Source organism: Nocardia sp. NPDC060249, from assembly GCF_042728755.1.
Taxonomy (GTDB): Bacteria; Actinomycetota; Actinomycetes; order Mycobacteriales; family Mycobacteriaceae; genus Nocardia.
The window spans coordinates 1,268,717-1,284,727 of the sequence record NZ_JBHXAQ010000002.1; the positions used below are offsets into that span (position 1 = coordinate 1,268,717).

Sequence of the window (16,011 nt, forward strand, 5' to 3'; positions counted from 1 at the left end):
CGGTGTGCGGTGGCATGACAGACTGGCGGGAGGCGGCGTCGAGTTTTCGGCGCTCGACCGGTCTCGGTTGCGGTGAAGATCGTCCCGCACCGCCTTCCTCAGCTCGCCTTCCGCGGCAAGCGTGTAGATCCCCTGGTCCGTCTCCGTCAACGGATTCGCTGCGCCGGGTCACCGAGTTGCATCGCGCCGAGCGGCCGATGCCGCTGAGTCTTCGATCAGCAAGAGAATGGAGTGAAAGTCCATGGTTACCAACACGATTACCACCGGCGCCGAGCGAGCGCTCATCGAGAACACGCTCGATCGCAACCGTGAGGCGCTCATCGCGACCGCTCGCGGGTTGACCGATGGCGATGCGCGGCGGCGGCTTGTCGCGTCGTTGACCACACCGATCTCTTTGATCAAGCATGCCGCCGCCGCGGAGCGGATCTGGTTCCAGCGGTTCTGGGCGGGGCTCGACGAAGCCGAGTGCGACGGGTACTCGAAACGCGACGAGGGCACGTTCGCCGTGGCCGATGACGAGTCGCTGGCCGACGTCATCGCCGAGTTCGAGCGTGCGAGCGGCCGATCACGGGCGATTGCCGCCCGGTTCGATCTGGACGACACCAAGCTCAATCCCCGCGAGGGGGTTGTCAGCATGCGGTGGACTCTGCTCGCCATGATCGAGGAATTCGCCCGCCATGCAGGTCACGGCGATATCTTGCGCGAGCAGATCGATCAGACGGCGACACTCTGAGAAGAGCAAATATCACTCGCACGGCTAACGAGTGGTTACCTTACTGGGTGTGCGGACAACTCCAGACGACTCCAGGTTGCTCGATTCACTCGCCGATTCGGTCGCCTCCGCGACGGCGGTCGGGCAGTCCTATCGAACCGGCGACTGCTATGTCGTCGGGCGCGAGAAGATCCGGGAGTTCGCCCGTGCGGTGCAGGATGATCATCCCGCTCACCGCTGCGAGCAGGCGGCTGACGGCCAGGGTTATGGTGGCCTGGTCGCACCGTTGACTTTCGTCTCGATCCCGGCGTTTCTCGCCCAGATCGAGATGTTCGATCGAGTCGCCAAAGGCTATGACCTGAGCCAGATCATGCAGACCGACCACTGCCTCACCGTCACCAGGCCGATCCTCGCCGGCGATGCGTTGCGCTTCGAGGTCGAACTCGAATCGCGCCGAAAGGCGTTCGGGGGCGACATCTTCGGATTCAAGTGTGTGGTCACGAACCAGCACGGCGACGAGGTCGTCATCACCCGAACGTCGTTCGTCGGCCGGCCGGAGGTCGATCTCGCCGCAGCGCGTGTATGCGACGGACTGCTGATGCAGAACTTCCGGCACGGCACGTCGATTCCGCGACAACACCACGCACCCGAGCATGCCGTGCCACCGCGCCCGGCATCGACCGCGGACCAGAACCGGAACATGTTGCCGTTCAGCGCCGTCGCCGTCGGCGACGAGCTCCCGCCGCGGATCGTGGCCGTGACACTGGGTGACCTGGTCAACTACGCCGGCGTGGCCGGTGACCCGAACCCCATTCACTGGAGCAGGGCGGCGGGGGCCTCGGTGAATCTGGAATGGCCTGTCGCACAGGGCATGCTGATGATCGGGATCGGCGCGGGGTATGTGACCGCATGGGCGGGCGGACCCGGTGTGGTGACCGAATACGCGGTGCGATTGACCAGCCCGGTCTACGTCAGCGACAGTGGGGCGATCGTCGAATATACCGGCAAAGTGAAGGCGGTCGATGCGGACCGCAAGACCGCGACGATCGCGATCACCGCAAAACAGGACGGCAGGAAGATCTTCGGACGAGCGGTCGCGGTGATCCAGTGCGCGGACCGCTAGTTAGCAGCCGGAACCCCACGTCAGTCGTCGAGGCAAATGGCGAGCAATCTGTCGCTGACGCGGAGACGCTCGGCCATCGCGACGAGGATATCCATGGCTTCACTCGACAAGCCGACGGCACGCAGCAGCAGGGCGCGCGGTTCTTCGAGTTCGAGCGCTCGGATGAGGGTGTGATCGTCGACGCCGGGATGATGCGCCGCGAGGAAGAAGTAATCGGGCTTGACCTGGAAGTACTCGGCCAGCGCCGCAACAGTTTTCGGTGAAGGGTTGTCGCGATGCCCGGACCGTAGCTGGGATAGATAGGGTGCGGAGACGCGGTGACCGGCCGCCTGGAGCATCTGCGCCACGTGTCGGTTTGTGCACTGACGCACGTCCGGACCCGTGGGGTTGTCGAAGAGTTCGTTGAGGCGGGCGGCGAAGTGCGTCACAGCAGTTCCTCGGCATCAAGTTGGTCAGAAGACCATCATGAGCCGTGAACTGTGTTCCCGGCAATAGTCCTGGCAAACTTGCGGCGCCCGTCACAAAATCTCTACCGGCCGACTGTTCGATATGACGATCGCCGATTCGGTCCGGTCGGCGCGGAAGGCCCGGTCGAGATCCAGACCGATGGCCGCATCCGGGTGAAGATGTGCCAGATGTCAGGCGGTGCGCAGAATCCTCAGCGCGGCCCGCTCGATGCGGTCGGCGATTTCGGAGTACGACTCGTAGCCCATGCCTGCCCGCACCAGCGCGCCCGCGTAGATGATCTCGAGCCATTCGATGACCTCGTTGTCGGCGTCGGGCCCGAGTGCGCGCGCGAGCCTGCCGCGGATCTCGAGGCCGATGCGGGTGCGCAGGTGTTCGACATCCGGGTCCGTGCCGAGCAGCGCGCCGGTGACCGCGCCGGACAGCTCGTGTTCCTCGGCCACCAGCAGTGCGATGTTGCGCAGCTCGGCCAGTACTCGCACCGTCGGGTCGGAGTCCTCGCTCGCGGGCGAGCGCGAGGCCAGCAGTCGACGCCAGAAGATCTCGGCGACCAGGTGCTCCTTGGAGGAGAAGTAGGTGTACGCGGTCGCGGTGGCGACGCCCGCCTCCGCGGCGACCAGCCGGATCGTCATGCCGGAGAAGCCATCACGTGTCAGCACTACCAGCGCGGCCCTGGTCAGCCGTTCGACAGTGTCGGCCTGCTTCCCGGTCAATCGGCGCCGGGTCGCTTCGAGACTGATGGAATCGCTTTCAGACATGCGTCCGGATGTTACTCGCCAGTCCCCCGGCGCCGGTGACCCACACCATGTCGACGCGGGAGCCGGGGTTGATTCGTAACCGTGTCCAGAATACAATCTGGACACATGTCTGATACACTGAACGTGTCGTCCATCGCGGGCACAGTAGTCGTTGTCACCGGCGGTGCGCGCGGCATCGGACGCGCGGTCGCGAGCGAACTGGCCGGGGCCGGATCGGTGGTCGCCCTCGGCGACATCGACGCGAGCACGGTCGCGAGCACCGGGACCGAGATCGGCGTGGCCATGGCGCGGCACCTCGATGTCACCGACCCCGCGTCGTTCGCGAGCTTTCTCGCCGAGGCCGAAAAGACTTGTGGCCCTGTCGATGTGCTGATCAACAACGCGGGCATCATGCCGGTCGGCCGGTTCGCCGAGGAGACCGACGAGATCACCCGCCGGATTCTCGACATCAACGTCTACGGCGTCCTGCTCGGCACCAAACTCGCGCTGCCGCCGATGCTCGCGCGCGGTCGCGGCCACATCGTGAACATGGCCTCGATGGCGGGTGAGAACCCGACGCCGGGAATGGCCACCTACTGCGCGAGCAAGCAGGCCGTGCTCAGCTTCACCGAGACCATGCGCCTGGAACACCGCGGCACCGGTGTGCGGTTCTCCGCGGTCCTGCCGACGTTCACCCGCACCGAGATGATCACCGGAACGCGTGCTCCGCGTGCGTTGCTCGCCGAACCGGCCGACGTCGCCGCCGCGGTCGCCGCTCTGATCGCCCGGCCACGCCGACGTGTCTCGGTGACCCGGACGGCGGGCGTTCTCGCCGCCTTCAACAAGCTGACCCCGCGCCCGTTCGGTGAGTTCATGGCTCGGCGGCTGGGCGTGCACCGCACCTTCATCGATGTCGACCGCGATGCCCGTCGTGCCTACGACGACCGGCTCGCGGCCGACTGAGGGCTCAGGTGCGAGACAGGATCACGACGGGAATCTCGCGTTCGGTCCAGGACTGGTAGGCGTCGAAATCGGCGTAGAGGCCGGTCAGTTCGGGCCACAGACGCTGACGCTCGTCGGCGTCGGCCACGCGGGCCACCACCGGGTAGTGCTCGCCACGGACCCGGACATGCGCGTTCGGATCCGCGAGCAGATTCCGGTACCACTGCGGATGGTTCGCCAGGCCGCCCTGGGAGCCGACGACGACCAGATCCTCGCCGTCGACGAGATAGAGCAGCGGCGCGGCGAAGATCTTGCCGGACTTGCGACCTCGATGTTCGAGCAGCAGCGTCGGCACCGGGTTGCGGAACCCGGCGCCGATGCGCCAGGTACCGCCGACGCGGCCGTTGGTGCGGCGGTAGACCCACGCCTGCGCGCGCGACCCATATCGGATGATCCGGGTCGTCATCGGCGAGTTCAGCCCTTTCGGCTGATTCTTCGGCATAACCATCGTCCGCACGCTACAGCGATCGCGAATCGGCGATAACGGTGTCGGTCATTTCTTGCGACGCTCCTGCGCGATCACCTTGCCGACGGTGCCGTCGAGCTTTGTTCCCGCGGGCCAGCCGACGTAGTGGCACAGGAACAGCGCGATCTCGCGCAGCTGTTCCTCGGACAGCTCCCCGTTGCGCAGGGCGGCGCCGATCTGGATCTCGGCGACGTCGACATTGCCCTGCGCGGTGAGCGCCCCGAGCAGCAGCAGCCGCCGCTCCCGCACGGTCAGGGCGGGCCGCGACCAGATGTCGGCGAACAGGTGGTCGGCGGTGACGGCGAAGTGCTCGCCGGGGCCGTCCTCGAATTCCCAGCCGTAGACCTCCGACATCTTGGCCAGGCCGCGCTTGCGGATGTCGGCGGGGGTTTCTCCGGTGGTGGTCATGAGTTCTCCTTGTCGAGCGCGGGTTCGGCGACGCCGAGTCCGTCGGCCAGGCGGGCGAGGGCGAGTTGCGCCAGTGGCAGGTCCACCGCGAGCCGGTCGCCGAGGTCGAGCGCGAGCGAGAGGTCCTTCTCGCCGAGATCGCGCACATGGCCGAGGATGGGGAACCAGAAGTCGTCGGGGTCGATCGGCGCGGTGGTGTCGCGCAGCATGATCGCGCCCGGCCCCCCGGTCACCGCGTCGGAGTGGCGGACCACTGTGCCGAGGGCGGTGAGACTGAGCCCGGCGGCCTCGGCCAGGCGCTGCGCCTCGGTGGCGGCAGTGAACGAGATGAAGTGCAGGAGGTTGCGCGCCAGCTTCATTCGTGTTCCGGCACCGACCGGGCCGGCGTGCACGATGAGATCGGAGAAGCACCCGAACGGCGGCCGGATCCGGTCCACCGCGGCGGCACTACCGCCGACCATCACGGCCAGGCTCCCCCGGGTCGCGCCGGGCGCACCGCCGCTGACGGGCGCGTCGACGAATTCGACCTGGTGCTCGGCGCACCGTGCGGCCAGCTCCTGCGCCGTCCGATCACTGATGGTGGAGTGGACGGCGACCACCGTGCCGGGTGCCGCGGTGCGCAGAATGCCCGTAGGTCCGGTGAGCACCTCGGTCACCTGCGCATCGTCGATGACCGTCACACAGATGATCCGCGCGTGCGTCGCGACCTGCGCGGGCTCGGCGACCGCACGCGCACCCGCGGCGACGAACGGTTCGGTGACCTCGGGCCTGACATCGCAGACCGTGAGCCCGCCCGGCCAGTCCAGCAGCCGCCGCGCGATCGGCGCGCCCATGTTGCCCAGTCCGATGAATCCGACCGGGGCACTGGCGGATTCGGTCGTCATCGGATGATCTGCCCGCCGTCGACGTTGAGGATCTGGCCGGTCACCCAGCTCGCCTCGTCGGACAGCAGGTACAGGCAGGCGCCGACCAGGTCCTGCGGGGTGCCCATCCGCTTGATCGGGATGCGCTTGACCATGTCCTTGACCATGTTTCCCGGCGTGACGGTCTGGGTGGCTTCGGTGTCGATCGGGCCGGGCGCGATGGCGTTCACCCTGATCCGCGAACCACCCAGCTCGGTGGCGAGCTGCTGTGTGAGGCCGTTGATACCGACCTTGGCCAGCCCGTAGAACCCCGAGTACAGCCATGCGGCGGTGGACGATTGGTTGACTATCGAGCCGCCGCCGGCCGCGATCATCGGCTGCCAGACCGCACGCGTCACATTGAGCGCGCCGTCGAAGTTCACGCCCATGAACTTCTTGTAGTAGTCCCACGGCACGGTGAGCAGCAGGTCGAGTTTCATCTCGCCGTAGATGGCCGCGTTGTTGACCAGGTGGTTGATCGCACCGAACTCGGCGACGGTGAACTCCGCCAGTGCGACCGCGGATTCGGGATCGGCGACATCGACGCGGCGGAAGGCCGCGACCCCGCCGTCGGCGACGATCTGCTTGGCCACCTCCTCGCCGCGCTCGGCATTGAGGTCGGCGACAACGACATTGGCGCCTTCGGCGGCCAGCGCGGCGGCGTAGACCGCGCCGATGCCCTGCGCGGCGCCGGTGACGATCGCGGTGCGACCGGTGAAACGTGCCATGGTGTTCAGCTCCTGAGTGTGGATGGGGTCGGTGAGGTCAGGCGGGGGTGGCGATCAGCTTGGTTTCGAGGTATTCCTCGAAACCGGCGACGCCCATCTCCCGGCCGATGCCGGACTGCTTGTAGCCGCCGAACGGCGCGTCGGCGTGGTACCAGAGGCCGCCGTTGACGCTCAAGGTCCCGGTGCGCACCCCCGAGACCACCCGGTCGAGCCGCTCGGGATCGGTGCCCCACACCGATCCCGACAGGCCGTAGGGCGATTCGTTGGCCAGCCGGATCGCGTCGTCGTCGCCGTCGTGCGCGATGATCACGAGCACGGGCCCGAAGATCTCCTCCTGCGCGACGGTCGACGTGTTGTCGAGTCCGCTGATCAGCGTCGGTTCGATGAAGTACCCGCGTTCTTTGTCCGCGGGCCTGCCGCCGCCGACCTCGATCCGGCCGCCTTCGGCGCGCGCGATCTCGAGGTAGCGCTCCACCCGGGCCCGCTGCCGCTCGGAAATCACCGGCCCGCAGACGGTTCCGGGATTGTTCGGGTCACCGGCGGCGAGCCCGCGCAGCGCGCCTGCCGCGGCGGTGACCGCGGCGTCGTAGGACTCACGCGGCACCAGCAGCCGGGTGGTGAGGGCGCACCCCTGCCCGGCGTGGACCGCGACGGTGAACGCGGTGTAGCTCGCGGCGGCCGCGATGTCGGCGTCGTCGAGCACGATGGCGGCGGACTTGCCGCCCAGTTCGAGGAAGGTGCGCTTGAGCGTGGCCGACGCGCCGACCATCACCGAGCGGCCGGTCTGAGTCGAGCCGGTGAAGGTGATCATGTCCACCCGTGGATCGAGGACCAGCTGGGCGCCGAGGCCGTGATCGGAGGAGGTCACGATGTTGATCACGCCGGCCGGGATATCGGTGTGCTCGGCGATGAGCGGGCCGAGCACCGCCGCGCACCAGGGTGTGTCCGGGGCGGGCTTGAGCACCACGGTGTTGCCCGCGGCCAGCGCGGGCCCGATCTTGGCCAGGTTGATCTGGTGCGGGAAGTTCCACGGCGTGATGGCACCGACGACGCCGACCGCCTCGCGCCGGATCACCCGGCGACTGGCGATACCCATCAGGTCCCTGGTGCCGAGATCGGTTTCCCACGTGTAGTTCTCGGCCAGGTCGGCGGCGTAGGACAGGTCCGCGATCGGCCCTTCCAGCTGCGGGCCGCTGGTCAGCATGACCGGTGTGCCGACCTCGGCGATCGTGATCGCCCGCAGTTCCTCGAGGTGCTCGCCCAGCACGTCGCGCAGTTGCCGCAGGCAGTGCGCGCGAAACCGCGGGTCACGGGACCACTGTGTCTCGTCGAAGGCGGTGCGCGCCGCGGCGATGGCCGCCTCCATGTCGGCGCCGGAGGCGTCCGCGGCGTAGCCGAGCACCTCCTCGGTGGCGGGATCGATGGTCGCGAAGACACCGGAGCCACCCGGGATCAACTTGCCGCCGATCAACAGTGGTGTGCCTTCGGCGGGGACGAGGCCGTTCATAGCGAGGCTCCGATACGTGTCTGGACAGGTGTACGGAATATAGTTCGGTTTATCGATCAGACGCAAGACCATGGCTCGCTCATTGGTCCGTACACCAGGCTGTAGTACCATCCAGACACATGTCCGAAAACGCGCCTACCGGTATCGAAGCAACTCGACGACGCTTGACCGAAAAGCAGGCCGATACGGTGGACCGCCTGACCGTCGCCGCCGTCGATGTGCTGTCGCGCGAGGGCTATTCGGGGACGACGATCCGGCTCGTCGCCGCGTCGGCGGGCGTCGGCACCGCCACCGCTTATACGTATTTCTCCTCGAAGGAGCACCTGATCTCCGAGGTGTTCTGGCGGCGACTGGTCGCCATGCCGCCGCTGGCGACCGGCGAGGCCGACCAGACCGCGCGCGTGGTCGCCGTCCTGCGCCAGGTCTCGATGCTGGTGGCCGATGAACCCGCCCTGGCCGGAGCGGTCAGCAGCGCCATGCTCGGCGACGATCCCGACGTGCGGCATCTGCGGGTGCGCATCGGCCGCGAGATCCGCCACCGACTCGGCGAAGCCCTCGGCACGAAAGATCCGGAAAGCCTGGCCGCGCTCGAATTGCTGTACTCCGGGGCACTTCTCCAGGGCGGGATGGGGCTGCTGTCCTACGCGCAGGTGGCCGACCTGCTCGAGATCTGCGCGCGCCGATTACTGGCCGCGCCCGCCACCGGCACCTAGCGCGGCGGCCATCGGATTCGGTCCGAACTCTGTCGCGCATCCGGAAACCGTAGTACTGTCCAGACACATGTCCATTTAGTGTCTGGACAGTATTCTGGGAAGGACTTTCCAATGACGCTGGTCAAACCGCAGCGCGTGTCCGGAGGTGAGGACGAGCACGGTCACCTGGCCGAGTTCCGCACCGATCCGATCGCCCTGATGCGGCGGGTTCGCGCCGAGTGCGGCGATGTCGGATCCTTCGAGCTGGCGGGACGCGATGTGGTCCTGTTGTCCGGCGCCGAGGCCAATGAATTCTTCTTCCGGGCCGGCGACGACGATCTCGATCAGGGCGCGGCCTACCCGTTCATGAAGCCGATCTTCGGTGAGGGCGTGGTGTTCGACGCACCCCCCGAGCGCCGCAAGGAGATGCTGCACAACCAGGCGCTGCGCGCCGATCACATGCGCGGGCACGCGGGCACCATCGCCCGTGAAGTGGATCAGATGGTCGCGCAGTGGGATGACGAGGGCGAGATCGATCTGCTCGAGTTCTTCGCCGAGCTGACCATTTACACCTCCTCGGCCTGTCTGATCGGGGTGAAGTTCCGCAACCAGCTCGACGGACGTTTCGCGCACCTCTATCACGAGCTCGAGCAGGGCACCGACGCCCTGGCCTACGTGGACCCGTACGCGCCGATCGAGAGTTTCGTCCGGCGCGACGCGGCGCGCGCGGCGCTGGTCGAGCTGGTGCAGGCGATCATGGACCAGCGGGAGGCGAATCCGCCCACGAGCAAAGACGATCGCGACATGCTCGACGTTCTCATCTCGGTGAAGGACGAGAACGGGGCGCTGCGTTTCTCGGCCAGCGAGATCACCGGCATCTTCATCTCGATGATGTTCGCCGGCCACCACACCACCTCGGGCACGGCGGCGTGGACGATCATCGAACTGCTGCGCCACCCCGAGACGCTGGCCGGGGTGGTCACCGAACTCGACGAGCTCTACGCCGACGGCGCCGACGTGAGTCACCATGCGCTGCGCCAGATTCCGAATCTGGAGGCCGCGCTCAAGGAGACGCTGCGGCTGCATCCGCCGCTGATCATCCTCATGCGCCTTGCCCGCGGTGAGTTCGAGGTGTGCGGGCACCGCATCGAGCCGGGCGACATGGTGGCTGCCACCCCCGCGGTCTCCAACCGGATTCCGGAGGACTTCCCGGAACCGGACGCCTTCGATCCCGCGCGCTATCTCGACCCGCGCCAGGACGACATCCTCAACCGCTGGACCTGGATTCCGTTCGGCGCGGGCAGGCACCGCTGTGTCGGCGCGCCGTTCGCGCTCATGCAGCTCAAGGCGATCTTCTCGATTCTGCTGCGGGACTGGGAGTTCGAGCTCGCGCAGCCGTCGGACACCTACCGCAACGACCATTCGAAGATGGTGGTGCAGTTGCAGCAGCCCTGCCGCGTCCGCTACCGCCGCAGGCAGCGCTGAGCGCGAGCGGAGGTCACTGTGTCCGCGACATCCATCCCCGCCGGATTCGATTTCACCGATCCGGCCCTGTGGGAATCCCGCAACCCCGTTCAGGAATTCGCCGAGCTCCGCCGGACCGCACCGGTGTGGTGGAACGCCCAGACCGACGCGCAGTCGGGCGGCTTCCGCGACGGCGGCTACTGGGTGATCACCAAACACGAGGACATCAAGGAGGTTTCGCGCAATCCGGAGCTGTTCTCCTCCGAGCGGAAAGGCTCGGTCATCCGGCTGCCCGGCGAGGTGACACCCGAGCAGATCGAACTCACCGGCGCGCTGCTGCTGAACATGGACCCGCCCAAGCACACCAAGATCCGTCGCATCATCGCCAAAGGGTTCACACCGCGCGCGGTCGAGGGGTTGCGCGCGGCATTGACCGAACGGGCGGGGGCGATCGTGGCCGCGGCGCGCGCGGCCGGCGGCGGTGACTTCGTCGAACAGGTGGCGTGCGAGCTTCCGCTGCAAGCCATCGCCGAACTCGTCGGCGTCCCCCAGCAGGACCGCCGCAAGCTGTTCGACTGGTCGAATCAGATGCTCAACTACGACGACCCGGAGTACGGCGACGCCACGACCACCGACGCCTCGTCCACCGCGGCGATGGAGATCCTCGGCTACGCCTGGAACATGGCCGAGCAGCGCCGCGTCGATCCCGCCGACGACATCGTCAGCAGGCTCGTGCACGCCGATCTCGACGGGGAGGCACTCGGCTCCGACGAGTTCGGGTTCTTCGTGATCCTGCTCGCGGTGGCGGGCAACGAGACCACCCGCAACGCCATCACCCACGGGATGAAGGCGTTCATCGACCATCCGGATCAGTGGGAACTGTACAAACAGCAGCGGCCACGGACCGCACCCGACGAGATCGTGCGCTGGGCGACGCCGGTGACGGTCTTCCAGCGCACCGCGACCGCTGACACCGAGCTCGGCGGGCAGCTCATCCGCGCCGGTCAGCGCGTCGGATTGTTCTACAGCTCAGCCAATTTCGACGAGGAGGCCTTCGAGAGCCCGTTCCGCTTCGACATCTCGCGCGACCCGAATCCGCATCTGGGGTTCGGTGGCACCGGCGCGCACTTCTGTGTCGGCGCGAACCTGGCCCGGCTCGAGATCGAGCTGATCTTCAACGCCATCGCCGACGTGATGCCCGATCTGTCCCAGATTTCGGAGCCACAGCGGCTGCGGTCGGGTTGGATCAACGGCATCAAACATTGGCAGGTCAGCTACGAGTCGGGAACGGTGCACTGATGCGGATCGCATTGCTGTCATATCGGAGCAAGGCGCATTGCGGCGGGCAGGGTGTCTATGTCCGGTATCTGAGTCAGGGGCTCGTCGATCTCGGTCACCAGGTCGAGGTGTTCTCCGGCCAGCCCTATCCCGAGGATCTCGACCCGAGGGTGCGCCTCACCGAGGTACCGAGCCTGGACCTGTATCGCGACGAGGACCCGTTCCGCACACCGCATCCCCGGGAGATCCGGGACCGTGTCGACCTGCTCGAGCTCGCCACCATGTGGACGGCCGGGTTCCCCGAACCTCGCACGTTCAGCCTGCGCGTGGCCAAGCTCCTGGCCGGCCGCGCCACCGAATTCGATGTGGTGCACGACAATCAGTGCCTCGGCTACGGCCTGCTCGCCATCGCCGAGACGTTGCCGCTGGTGGCGACCGTCCATCATCCGATCACGCGCGACCGCGCGGTCGATCTGGCCGCGACCCCGTGGCGGCGCAAGCTGTTCGTGCGGCGATGGTACGGCTTCCTCGGGATGCAACAGCGAGTGGCACAGCAGATTCCGGACCTGATCACGGTGTCCTCGTCGTCGGCCGCCGATATCGCGCAAGACTTCGGTGTGCGGCCGGGACAGTTGCACACCGTCCCCCTCGGCGTGGACACCGACCTGTTCCGGCCCCGCGAGACGCCGCGTGTGCGCGGGCGGATCGTCGCGGTCGCCAGCGCCGACAAGCCGCTCAAGGGCATCGCGCACCTGCTGCGTGCCGTGGCCCGGTTGCGCCATACCGGCGATGTCGAGCTCCGGCTGGTCGCGAAGCTGGAACCGAACGGCCCCACCGAGAAGCTGATCGCCGAACTCGGTATCGCCGATATCGTCACCCCGGTCAGCGGCATGAGCGACGAACAGCTGGCCGCGTTGCTCGCCTCGGCCGAGATCGCCTGCATTCCGTCGATGTACGAGGGGTTTTCGCTGCCCGCCGTCGAGGCGATGGCCAGCGCGACACCGCTGGTCGCCAGCCGGGCGGGCGCGCTGCCCGAGGTCGTCGGCGAGTGCGCCGAGCTGGTCGAACCAGGCGACGTGGACGCGCTGACCCGGGTACTCGGCGAACTGCTCGACGATCCCGACCGCCGCGAGCGCCTCGGCGCGGCGGGTCGTGTCCGCGTGCTCGAGCTGTTCAGCTGGTCGGCCGTCGCCGCACAGACGGTCGCGATCTATGACCAGGCGATCACCCGCCACCGCCCCACCCCGCCGGGCACCGCCCGATGACGACACCGCCCGACCCCGCGCAGCACCTGGAGGCCTCATGTTGACCGTCGATTTCGACCGCTTGGGCGTCGGCCCCGGATCACGGGTGATCGACATCGGTTGCGGCGCGGGCAGACATTCCTTCGAGGCCTACCGCCGCGGAGCCGACGTCGTCGCATTCGACCAGAACGCCGCCGACCTGGCCGATGTCGACACCATGTTCGAAACCATGGCCGCGGCGGGCGAGGCGCCGGAATACGCCAAAGCCGAGACCGTGCGCGGCGACGCGCTCGACCTGCCCTATGGCAACGACGAATTCGACGTGGTCATCGCCTCGGAGATCCTCGAGCACGTCCCCCAGGACACGCGGGCGATCGCCGAACTGGCGCGCGTGGTCAAACCCGGTGGCGCACTGGCGGTGACGGTGCCGCGCTGGTTGCCCGAACGCATCTGCTGGGCGCTCTCGGACGAGTACCACGCCAACGAGGGCGGTCACGTCCGCATCTATCGCGCCGACGAGCTGCGCGACAAGATCACCGCGCGCGGTCTGCGCTACCACCACCAGGACTTCGCGCACGCTCTGCACGCACCCTTCTGGTGGCTCAAATGCGCTGTCGGCGTGCGCAATGACAAGCATCCGCTGGTGAGTGCCTATCACCGCATGCTGGTGTGGGACATGATGTCGGCGCCCGCTGTCACGCGCACGGCCGAACGGGTGCTGAATCCGCTGGTCGGCAAGTCGGTCGCACTCTATTTCACGAAACCGGCGGTGCGCAGCGATGCCCGTTGAGCTACCCGCCGTTGCCGGGGTCGTCTCCGCGCGGGACATCCGCCGGACCGCCGAATCCATCGCCGCCACACAGGAACCCGACGGTGCGATCCCCTGGTTCAGCGGCGGCCACACCGATCCGTGGGATCACATCGAGTCCGCGATGGCGCTCACCGTGGGCGGGCTGTGGGACGTGGCCCGTGAGGCCTACATCTGGTCGGCGAAATCGCAGCGCTCCGATGGGTCGTGGCCCATGCAGGTGCGCGCGGGCGTGATCGAGAACCACGACTCCGACACCAATTTCTGCGCCTATCTGGCCACCGGTGTCCTGCACGCCCTCACGCTCACCGGTGACACCGGGTTCGCCGCGGAGATGTGGCCGACGGTCCGCGCCGGGATCGACTTCGTCCTCGGGCTGCCCCGGGGCACACACGGCGAGATCCATTGGTCGGCCGGCGAATCCGGGTCGTCGGGAGAAGCTCTGCTGACCGGCTGCTCCAGCATCTTCCACAGTCTCGGCTGCGCGGTGACCCTCGCCGAGCGGGTGGGCGACCCGCGACCGGACTGGGCGGTGGCTCGCCGCCGCCTCGGCAACGCCCTGCGCCATCATCCGGAAGCGTTCCTGGACAAGAGCCGCTACTCCATGGACTGGTACTACCCGATCCTCGGCGGCGCGGTGCGCGGTGCGGCGGCCGCGGACCGGATAGCGCGGCACTGGAACGAATTCGTGGTCGCCGAACTCGGCATCCGCTGCGTGTCCGACGCACCGTGGGTCACCGGGGCCGAGACCTGCGAACTGGTGCTCGCCCTCGATGCCATCGGCGACACCGCCGCCGCGAACACACTGTTCGCGGCAATGCAGCATCTGCGCGAATCGGACGGCTCCTATTGGACCGGACTGGTTTTTACCGATGGCAAGCGCTGGCCCGAGGAGCGCACCACCTGGACCGGGGCGGCGGTCGTGCTCGCCGCCGACGCCCTCAGCCGCACCACCGCGGGCAACGGCATCTTCCGCGACGCACTCCCGCGGTGATCCGGCTCAGTTACACGCGGCGGTTCGCTGCAGGATGCGCAGCGAACCGGTGACCGAGAGCTCGCGGAACTTGCCGCTGTCGATCGCGCGTCGATAGATGTTGAACGGCGCGCGACCACCGTCGGCGGGATCGGGGAAGACGTCGTGAATGGCGAGCAGCCCGCCGCCGGCCACCCAGTGCACCCAGTTGTCGTAGTCACGCTGGGCGGCTTCCTCGGTGTGGCCGCCGTCGATGAACAGCATGCGCAGCGGGGCACGCCAGATGCGGGCGGCGGCGCTCGACGAGCCGATGATCGCGGTCACCGTGTCGGTGAGACCCGCGCGAATCATGGTGCGCCGGAACGGGGTCACGGTGTCGAAGACGCCGGTCTGCGGGTCGATCATGCTGGTGTCGTGGTACTCCCAGCCCGGCTGGTGTTCCTCGGAGCCACGGTGGTGGTCGACGGTGCAGACAGTGGCACCGGTTTCGCGGGCCGCGGCACCGAGATAGACGGTCGACTTGCCGCAGTAGGTGCCGATCTCCATGATGATTCCGTCACCCGCGTACGCGCGGGCGGCCGTGTAGAGCGCCTGTCCCTCCTCCGGCGGCATGAATCCGACCGTCTGTTCGGCGAGGGCGAACAGGTCGCTGGTACCGGCGGAGATCTCGTCTACAGCTCCCATGCGGGTGACGCTAGCACATGACCTGGAATACAATCCGGACTACTGTCCGGAAACCTGCTCGGATAGCCGGAACCCAAGGAGAACACCGATGAAGACTCGTCTCAACTGCCCCTGCGGCGTCAGCATTCGCGGCACCGACGAGGCCGACCTGATCAAGCAGACCCAGGAGCACCTGGCCGCGAACCACCCCGGCCACGACTACACCCCGGACGAAATCCTCTTCATCGCCTACTGATCATTTCGTCGGCAGGGCGTTCTGCAGGCCACCCACCTCGGTGATCTGCCAGTCCGAGTTCCGGTCGACGGTGAGCGAATAGGTGACGGTGGTTCGTGTTCCCTCGGGTGTCTGGGCACTGGTGGAGACCACGTCGAGGTAGGCGTTGACTTTATATATGCCACCGGCCTCCGAGATCACCTCCGCCGAGAGCGGGGTCGCCTTCGACGTCCACTGCAGCGGGAGCAGGATCTGCTCCAATTGCGGTGCGGTGGCGTCGAATTTGGCGGCCAGCTGCGCGGTGGTGCCGGTCTCGAGCCGGGCGAACCAGGCAGGCACATCGCGGTAGTCGATCGTGGACGCGCCGACCCCGTAGCTGGTCGCGATCTGTTCGACGCGCTCGGTGTCGGCCGCGCGCGCGTCGCGCTCGGCGAGCGTCGCCCGCGCCGAGAAATACAGCGTCGCGAACGTGACGACCGCGGCGACGAGCAGCCCGATCGTGCCGGTGACCAGGACGGTCGAGAGCCGGACGGAGACGGTGCGCGGCGCCTGTTCGCCGACTGGGGTGGTCGCGGTGGCTGCTGCTTCGGTCGCTGTACTCATG

19 protein-coding genes are annotated in these 16,011 nt (G+C 67.5%); 10 read left to right on the forward strand and 9 right to left on the reverse strand.

All coding sequences use genetic code 11. From position 1 onward, the window contains the following. Positions 1–241 precede the first annotated feature (241 nt). Entirely contained in the window at positions 242–733 is a 492-nt protein-coding gene (locus ACFWFP_RS13230) for a DinB family protein (RefSeq protein WP_379294976.1), read from the forward strand. 49 nt (positions 734–782) lie between these two features. After that, on the forward strand, positions 783–1,835 hold the full coding sequence (locus ACFWFP_RS13235; RefSeq protein WP_379294977.1) for a fused (3R)-hydroxyacyl-ACP dehydratase subunits HadA/HadB: 1,053 nt from the start codon (positions 783–785) through the stop codon (positions 1,833–1,835). Between the two features lie 20 nt (positions 1,836–1,855). Here ACFWFP_RS13235 and ACFWFP_RS13240 read toward each other — a convergent pair whose 3' ends face one another. Both ACFWFP_RS13240 and ACFWFP_RS13245 read right to left on the reverse strand, forming a co-directional pair. Then, the gene (locus ACFWFP_RS13240) at positions 1,856–2,263 is read right to left on the reverse strand and encodes a helix-turn-helix domain-containing protein (protein ID WP_379294978.1); all 408 of its coding nucleotides are present in this window, start codon (positions 2,261–2,263) and stop codon (positions 1,856–1,858) included. 210 nt (positions 2,264–2,473) lie between these two features. Beyond that, the gene (locus tag ACFWFP_RS13245) at positions 2,474–3,058 is read right to left on the reverse strand and encodes a TetR/AcrR family transcriptional regulator (RefSeq protein ID WP_379294979.1); all 585 of its coding nucleotides are present in this window, start codon (positions 3,056–3,058) and stop codon (positions 2,474–2,476) included. Positions 3,059–3,163: 105 nt separating this feature from the next. On the opposite strand from ACFWFP_RS13245, the gene ACFWFP_RS13250 reads away from it, so the two are divergent. Further along, on the forward strand, positions 3,164–4,000 hold the full coding sequence (locus ACFWFP_RS13250) for an SDR family oxidoreductase (protein ID WP_379294980.1): 837 nt from the start codon (positions 3,164–3,166) through the stop codon (positions 3,998–4,000). Between the two features lie 4 nt (positions 4,001–4,004). Here ACFWFP_RS13250 and ACFWFP_RS13255 read toward each other — a convergent pair whose 3' ends face one another. From ACFWFP_RS13255 to ACFWFP_RS13275, 5 genes are read right to left on the reverse strand one after another with little or no spacing between them, the layout of a single operon-like run. Continuing rightward, positions 4,005–4,481 carry a nitroreductase family deazaflavin-dependent oxidoreductase gene (locus ACFWFP_RS13255; RefSeq protein ID WP_379295137.1) on the reverse strand — a complete coding sequence of 159 codons (477 nt, stop codon included), beginning with the start codon at positions 4,479–4,481 and terminating at the stop codon, positions 4,005–4,007. A 51-nt stretch (positions 4,482–4,532) separates the two neighbouring features. Further along, positions 4,533–4,913: a carboxymuconolactone decarboxylase family protein gene (locus tag ACFWFP_RS13260; RefSeq protein ID WP_379294981.1), complete on the reverse strand. Its 381-nt coding sequence runs from the start codon at positions 4,911–4,913 to the stop codon at positions 4,533–4,535. Beyond that, the gene (locus ACFWFP_RS13265) at positions 4,910–5,797 is read right to left on the reverse strand and encodes an NAD(P)-dependent oxidoreductase (protein ID WP_379294982.1); all 888 of its coding nucleotides are present in this window, start codon (positions 5,795–5,797) and stop codon (positions 4,910–4,912) included. Before ACFWFP_RS13265 ends, ACFWFP_RS13260 begins: the two co-directional genes overlap by 4 nt. Next, complete coding sequence (locus tag ACFWFP_RS13270) at positions 5,794–6,543, reverse strand: SDR family oxidoreductase (RefSeq protein WP_379294983.1); 750 nt, start codon at positions 6,541–6,543, stop codon at positions 5,794–5,796. The genes ACFWFP_RS13265 and ACFWFP_RS13270 overlap by 4 nt, the downstream gene beginning before the upstream one ends. A 37-nt stretch (positions 6,544–6,580) precedes the next feature. Continuing rightward, a complete protein-coding gene (locus tag ACFWFP_RS13275) occupies positions 6,581–8,050 on the reverse strand; it encodes an aldehyde dehydrogenase (protein ID WP_379294984.1) in 1,470 nt (489 codons plus the stop codon). Positions 8,051–8,169: 119 nt separating this feature from the next. On the opposite strand from ACFWFP_RS13275, the gene ACFWFP_RS13280 reads away from it, so the two are divergent. From ACFWFP_RS13280 to ACFWFP_RS13305, 6 genes are all read left to right on the forward strand, one after another. After that, positions 8,170–8,763, forward strand: a complete 594-nt coding sequence (locus ACFWFP_RS13280) for a TetR/AcrR family transcriptional regulator (protein WP_379294985.1) — start codon at positions 8,170–8,172, stop codon at positions 8,761–8,763. A gap of 111 nt (positions 8,764–8,874) precedes the next feature. Beyond that, positions 8,875–10,227, forward strand: a complete 1,353-nt coding sequence (locus ACFWFP_RS13285; protein ID WP_379294986.1) for a cytochrome P450 — start codon at positions 8,875–8,877, stop codon at positions 10,225–10,227. A gap of 18 nt (positions 10,228–10,245) precedes the next feature. Then, positions 10,246–11,505, forward strand: a complete 1,260-nt coding sequence (locus ACFWFP_RS13290) for a cytochrome P450 (protein WP_379294987.1) — start codon at positions 10,246–10,248, stop codon at positions 11,503–11,505. After that, positions 11,505–12,749 carry a glycosyltransferase family 4 protein gene (locus ACFWFP_RS13295; RefSeq protein WP_379294988.1) on the forward strand — a complete coding sequence of 415 codons (1,245 nt, stop codon included), beginning with the start codon at positions 11,505–11,507 and terminating at the stop codon, positions 12,747–12,749. Before ACFWFP_RS13290 ends, ACFWFP_RS13295 begins: the two co-directional genes overlap by 1 nt. 37 nt (positions 12,750–12,786) lie before the next feature. Next, entirely contained in the window at positions 12,787–13,518 is a 732-nt protein-coding gene (locus ACFWFP_RS13300; RefSeq protein WP_379294989.1) for a class I SAM-dependent methyltransferase, read from the forward strand. Beyond that, a complete protein-coding gene (locus ACFWFP_RS13305) occupies positions 13,508–14,530 on the forward strand; it encodes a prenyltransferase (RefSeq protein WP_379294990.1) in 1,023 nt (340 codons plus the stop codon). The genes ACFWFP_RS13300 and ACFWFP_RS13305 overlap by 11 nt, the downstream gene beginning before the upstream one ends. A gap of 6 nt (positions 14,531–14,536) precedes the next feature. On the opposite strand, the gene ACFWFP_RS13310 is transcribed toward ACFWFP_RS13305, so the two are convergent. After that, a complete protein-coding gene (locus ACFWFP_RS13310; protein ID WP_379294991.1) occupies positions 14,537–15,193 on the reverse strand; it encodes a class I SAM-dependent methyltransferase in 657 nt (218 codons plus the stop codon). An 88-nt stretch (positions 15,194–15,281) separates the two neighbouring features. On the opposite strand from ACFWFP_RS13310, the gene ACFWFP_RS13315 reads away from it, so the two are divergent. Next, complete coding sequence (locus tag ACFWFP_RS13315; RefSeq protein ID WP_378630312.1) at positions 15,282–15,428, forward strand: DUF1059 domain-containing protein; 147 nt, start codon at positions 15,282–15,284, stop codon at positions 15,426–15,428. Here the strand turns inward: ACFWFP_RS13315 and ACFWFP_RS13320 are convergent, their stop codons facing one another. Then, positions 15,429–16,010, reverse strand: coding sequence for a hypothetical protein (locus ACFWFP_RS13320; RefSeq protein ID WP_379294992.1), 582 nt, complete (start codon positions 16,008–16,010; stop codon positions 15,429–15,431). Position 16,011 lies beyond the last annotated feature (1 nt).

What these genes read in the sequence shown, in the direction of transcription:
- ACFWFP_RS13230 (WP_379294976.1), top strand. Translation starts at nt 242, where the DNA reads ATGGTTACCAACACGATTACCACCGGCGCCGAGCGAGCGCTCATCGAG.
- ACFWFP_RS13245 (WP_379294979.1), bottom strand. Translation starts at nt 3,058, where the DNA reads ATGTCTGAAAGCGATTCCATCAGTCTCGAAGCGACCCGGCGCCGATTG.
- ACFWFP_RS13250 (WP_379294980.1), top strand. Translation starts at nt 3,164, where the DNA reads ATGTCTGATACACTGAACGTGTCGTCCATCGCGGGCACAGTAGTCGTT.
- ACFWFP_RS13255 (WP_379295137.1), bottom strand. Translation starts at nt 4,481, where the DNA reads ATGCCGAAGAATCAGCCGAAAGGGCTGAACTCGCCGATGACGACCCGG.
- ACFWFP_RS13260 (WP_379294981.1), bottom strand. Translation starts at nt 4,913, where the DNA reads ATGACCACCACCGGAGAAACCCCCGCCGACATCCGCAAGCGCGGCCTG.
- ACFWFP_RS13265 (WP_379294982.1), bottom strand. Translation starts at nt 5,797, where the DNA reads ATGACGACCGAATCCGCCAGTGCCCCGGTCGGATTCATCGGACTGGGC.
- ACFWFP_RS13270 (WP_379294983.1), bottom strand. Translation starts at nt 6,543, where the DNA reads ATGGCACGTTTCACCGGTCGCACCGCGATCGTCACCGGCGCCGCGCAG.
- ACFWFP_RS13275 (WP_379294984.1), bottom strand. Translation starts at nt 8,050, where the DNA reads ATGAACGGCCTCGTCCCCGCCGAAGGCACACCACTGTTGATCGGCGGC.
- ACFWFP_RS13280 (WP_379294985.1), top strand. Translation starts at nt 8,170, where the DNA reads ATGTCCGAAAACGCGCCTACCGGTATCGAAGCAACTCGACGACGCTTG.
- ACFWFP_RS13285 (WP_379294986.1), top strand. Translation starts at nt 8,875, where the DNA reads ATGACGCTGGTCAAACCGCAGCGCGTGTCCGGAGGTGAGGACGAGCAC.
- ACFWFP_RS13295 (WP_379294988.1), top strand. Translation starts at nt 11,505, where the DNA reads ATGCGGATCGCATTGCTGTCATATCGGAGCAAGGCGCATTGCGGCGGG.
- ACFWFP_RS13300 (WP_379294989.1), top strand. Translation starts at nt 12,787, where the DNA reads ATGTTGACCGTCGATTTCGACCGCTTGGGCGTCGGCCCCGGATCACGG.
- ACFWFP_RS13305 (WP_379294990.1), top strand. Translation starts at nt 13,508, where the DNA reads ATGCCCGTTGAGCTACCCGCCGTTGCCGGGGTCGTCTCCGCGCGGGAC.
- ACFWFP_RS13310 (WP_379294991.1), bottom strand. Translation starts at nt 15,193, where the DNA reads ATGGGAGCTGTAGACGAGATCTCCGCCGGTACCAGCGACCTGTTCGCC.
- ACFWFP_RS13315 (WP_378630312.1), top strand. Translation starts at nt 15,282, where the DNA reads ATGAAGACTCGTCTCAACTGCCCCTGCGGCGTCAGCATTCGCGGCACC.
- ACFWFP_RS13320 (WP_379294992.1), bottom strand. Translation starts at nt 16,010, where the DNA reads ATGAGTACAGCGACCGAAGCAGCAGCCACCGCGACCACCCCAGTCGGC.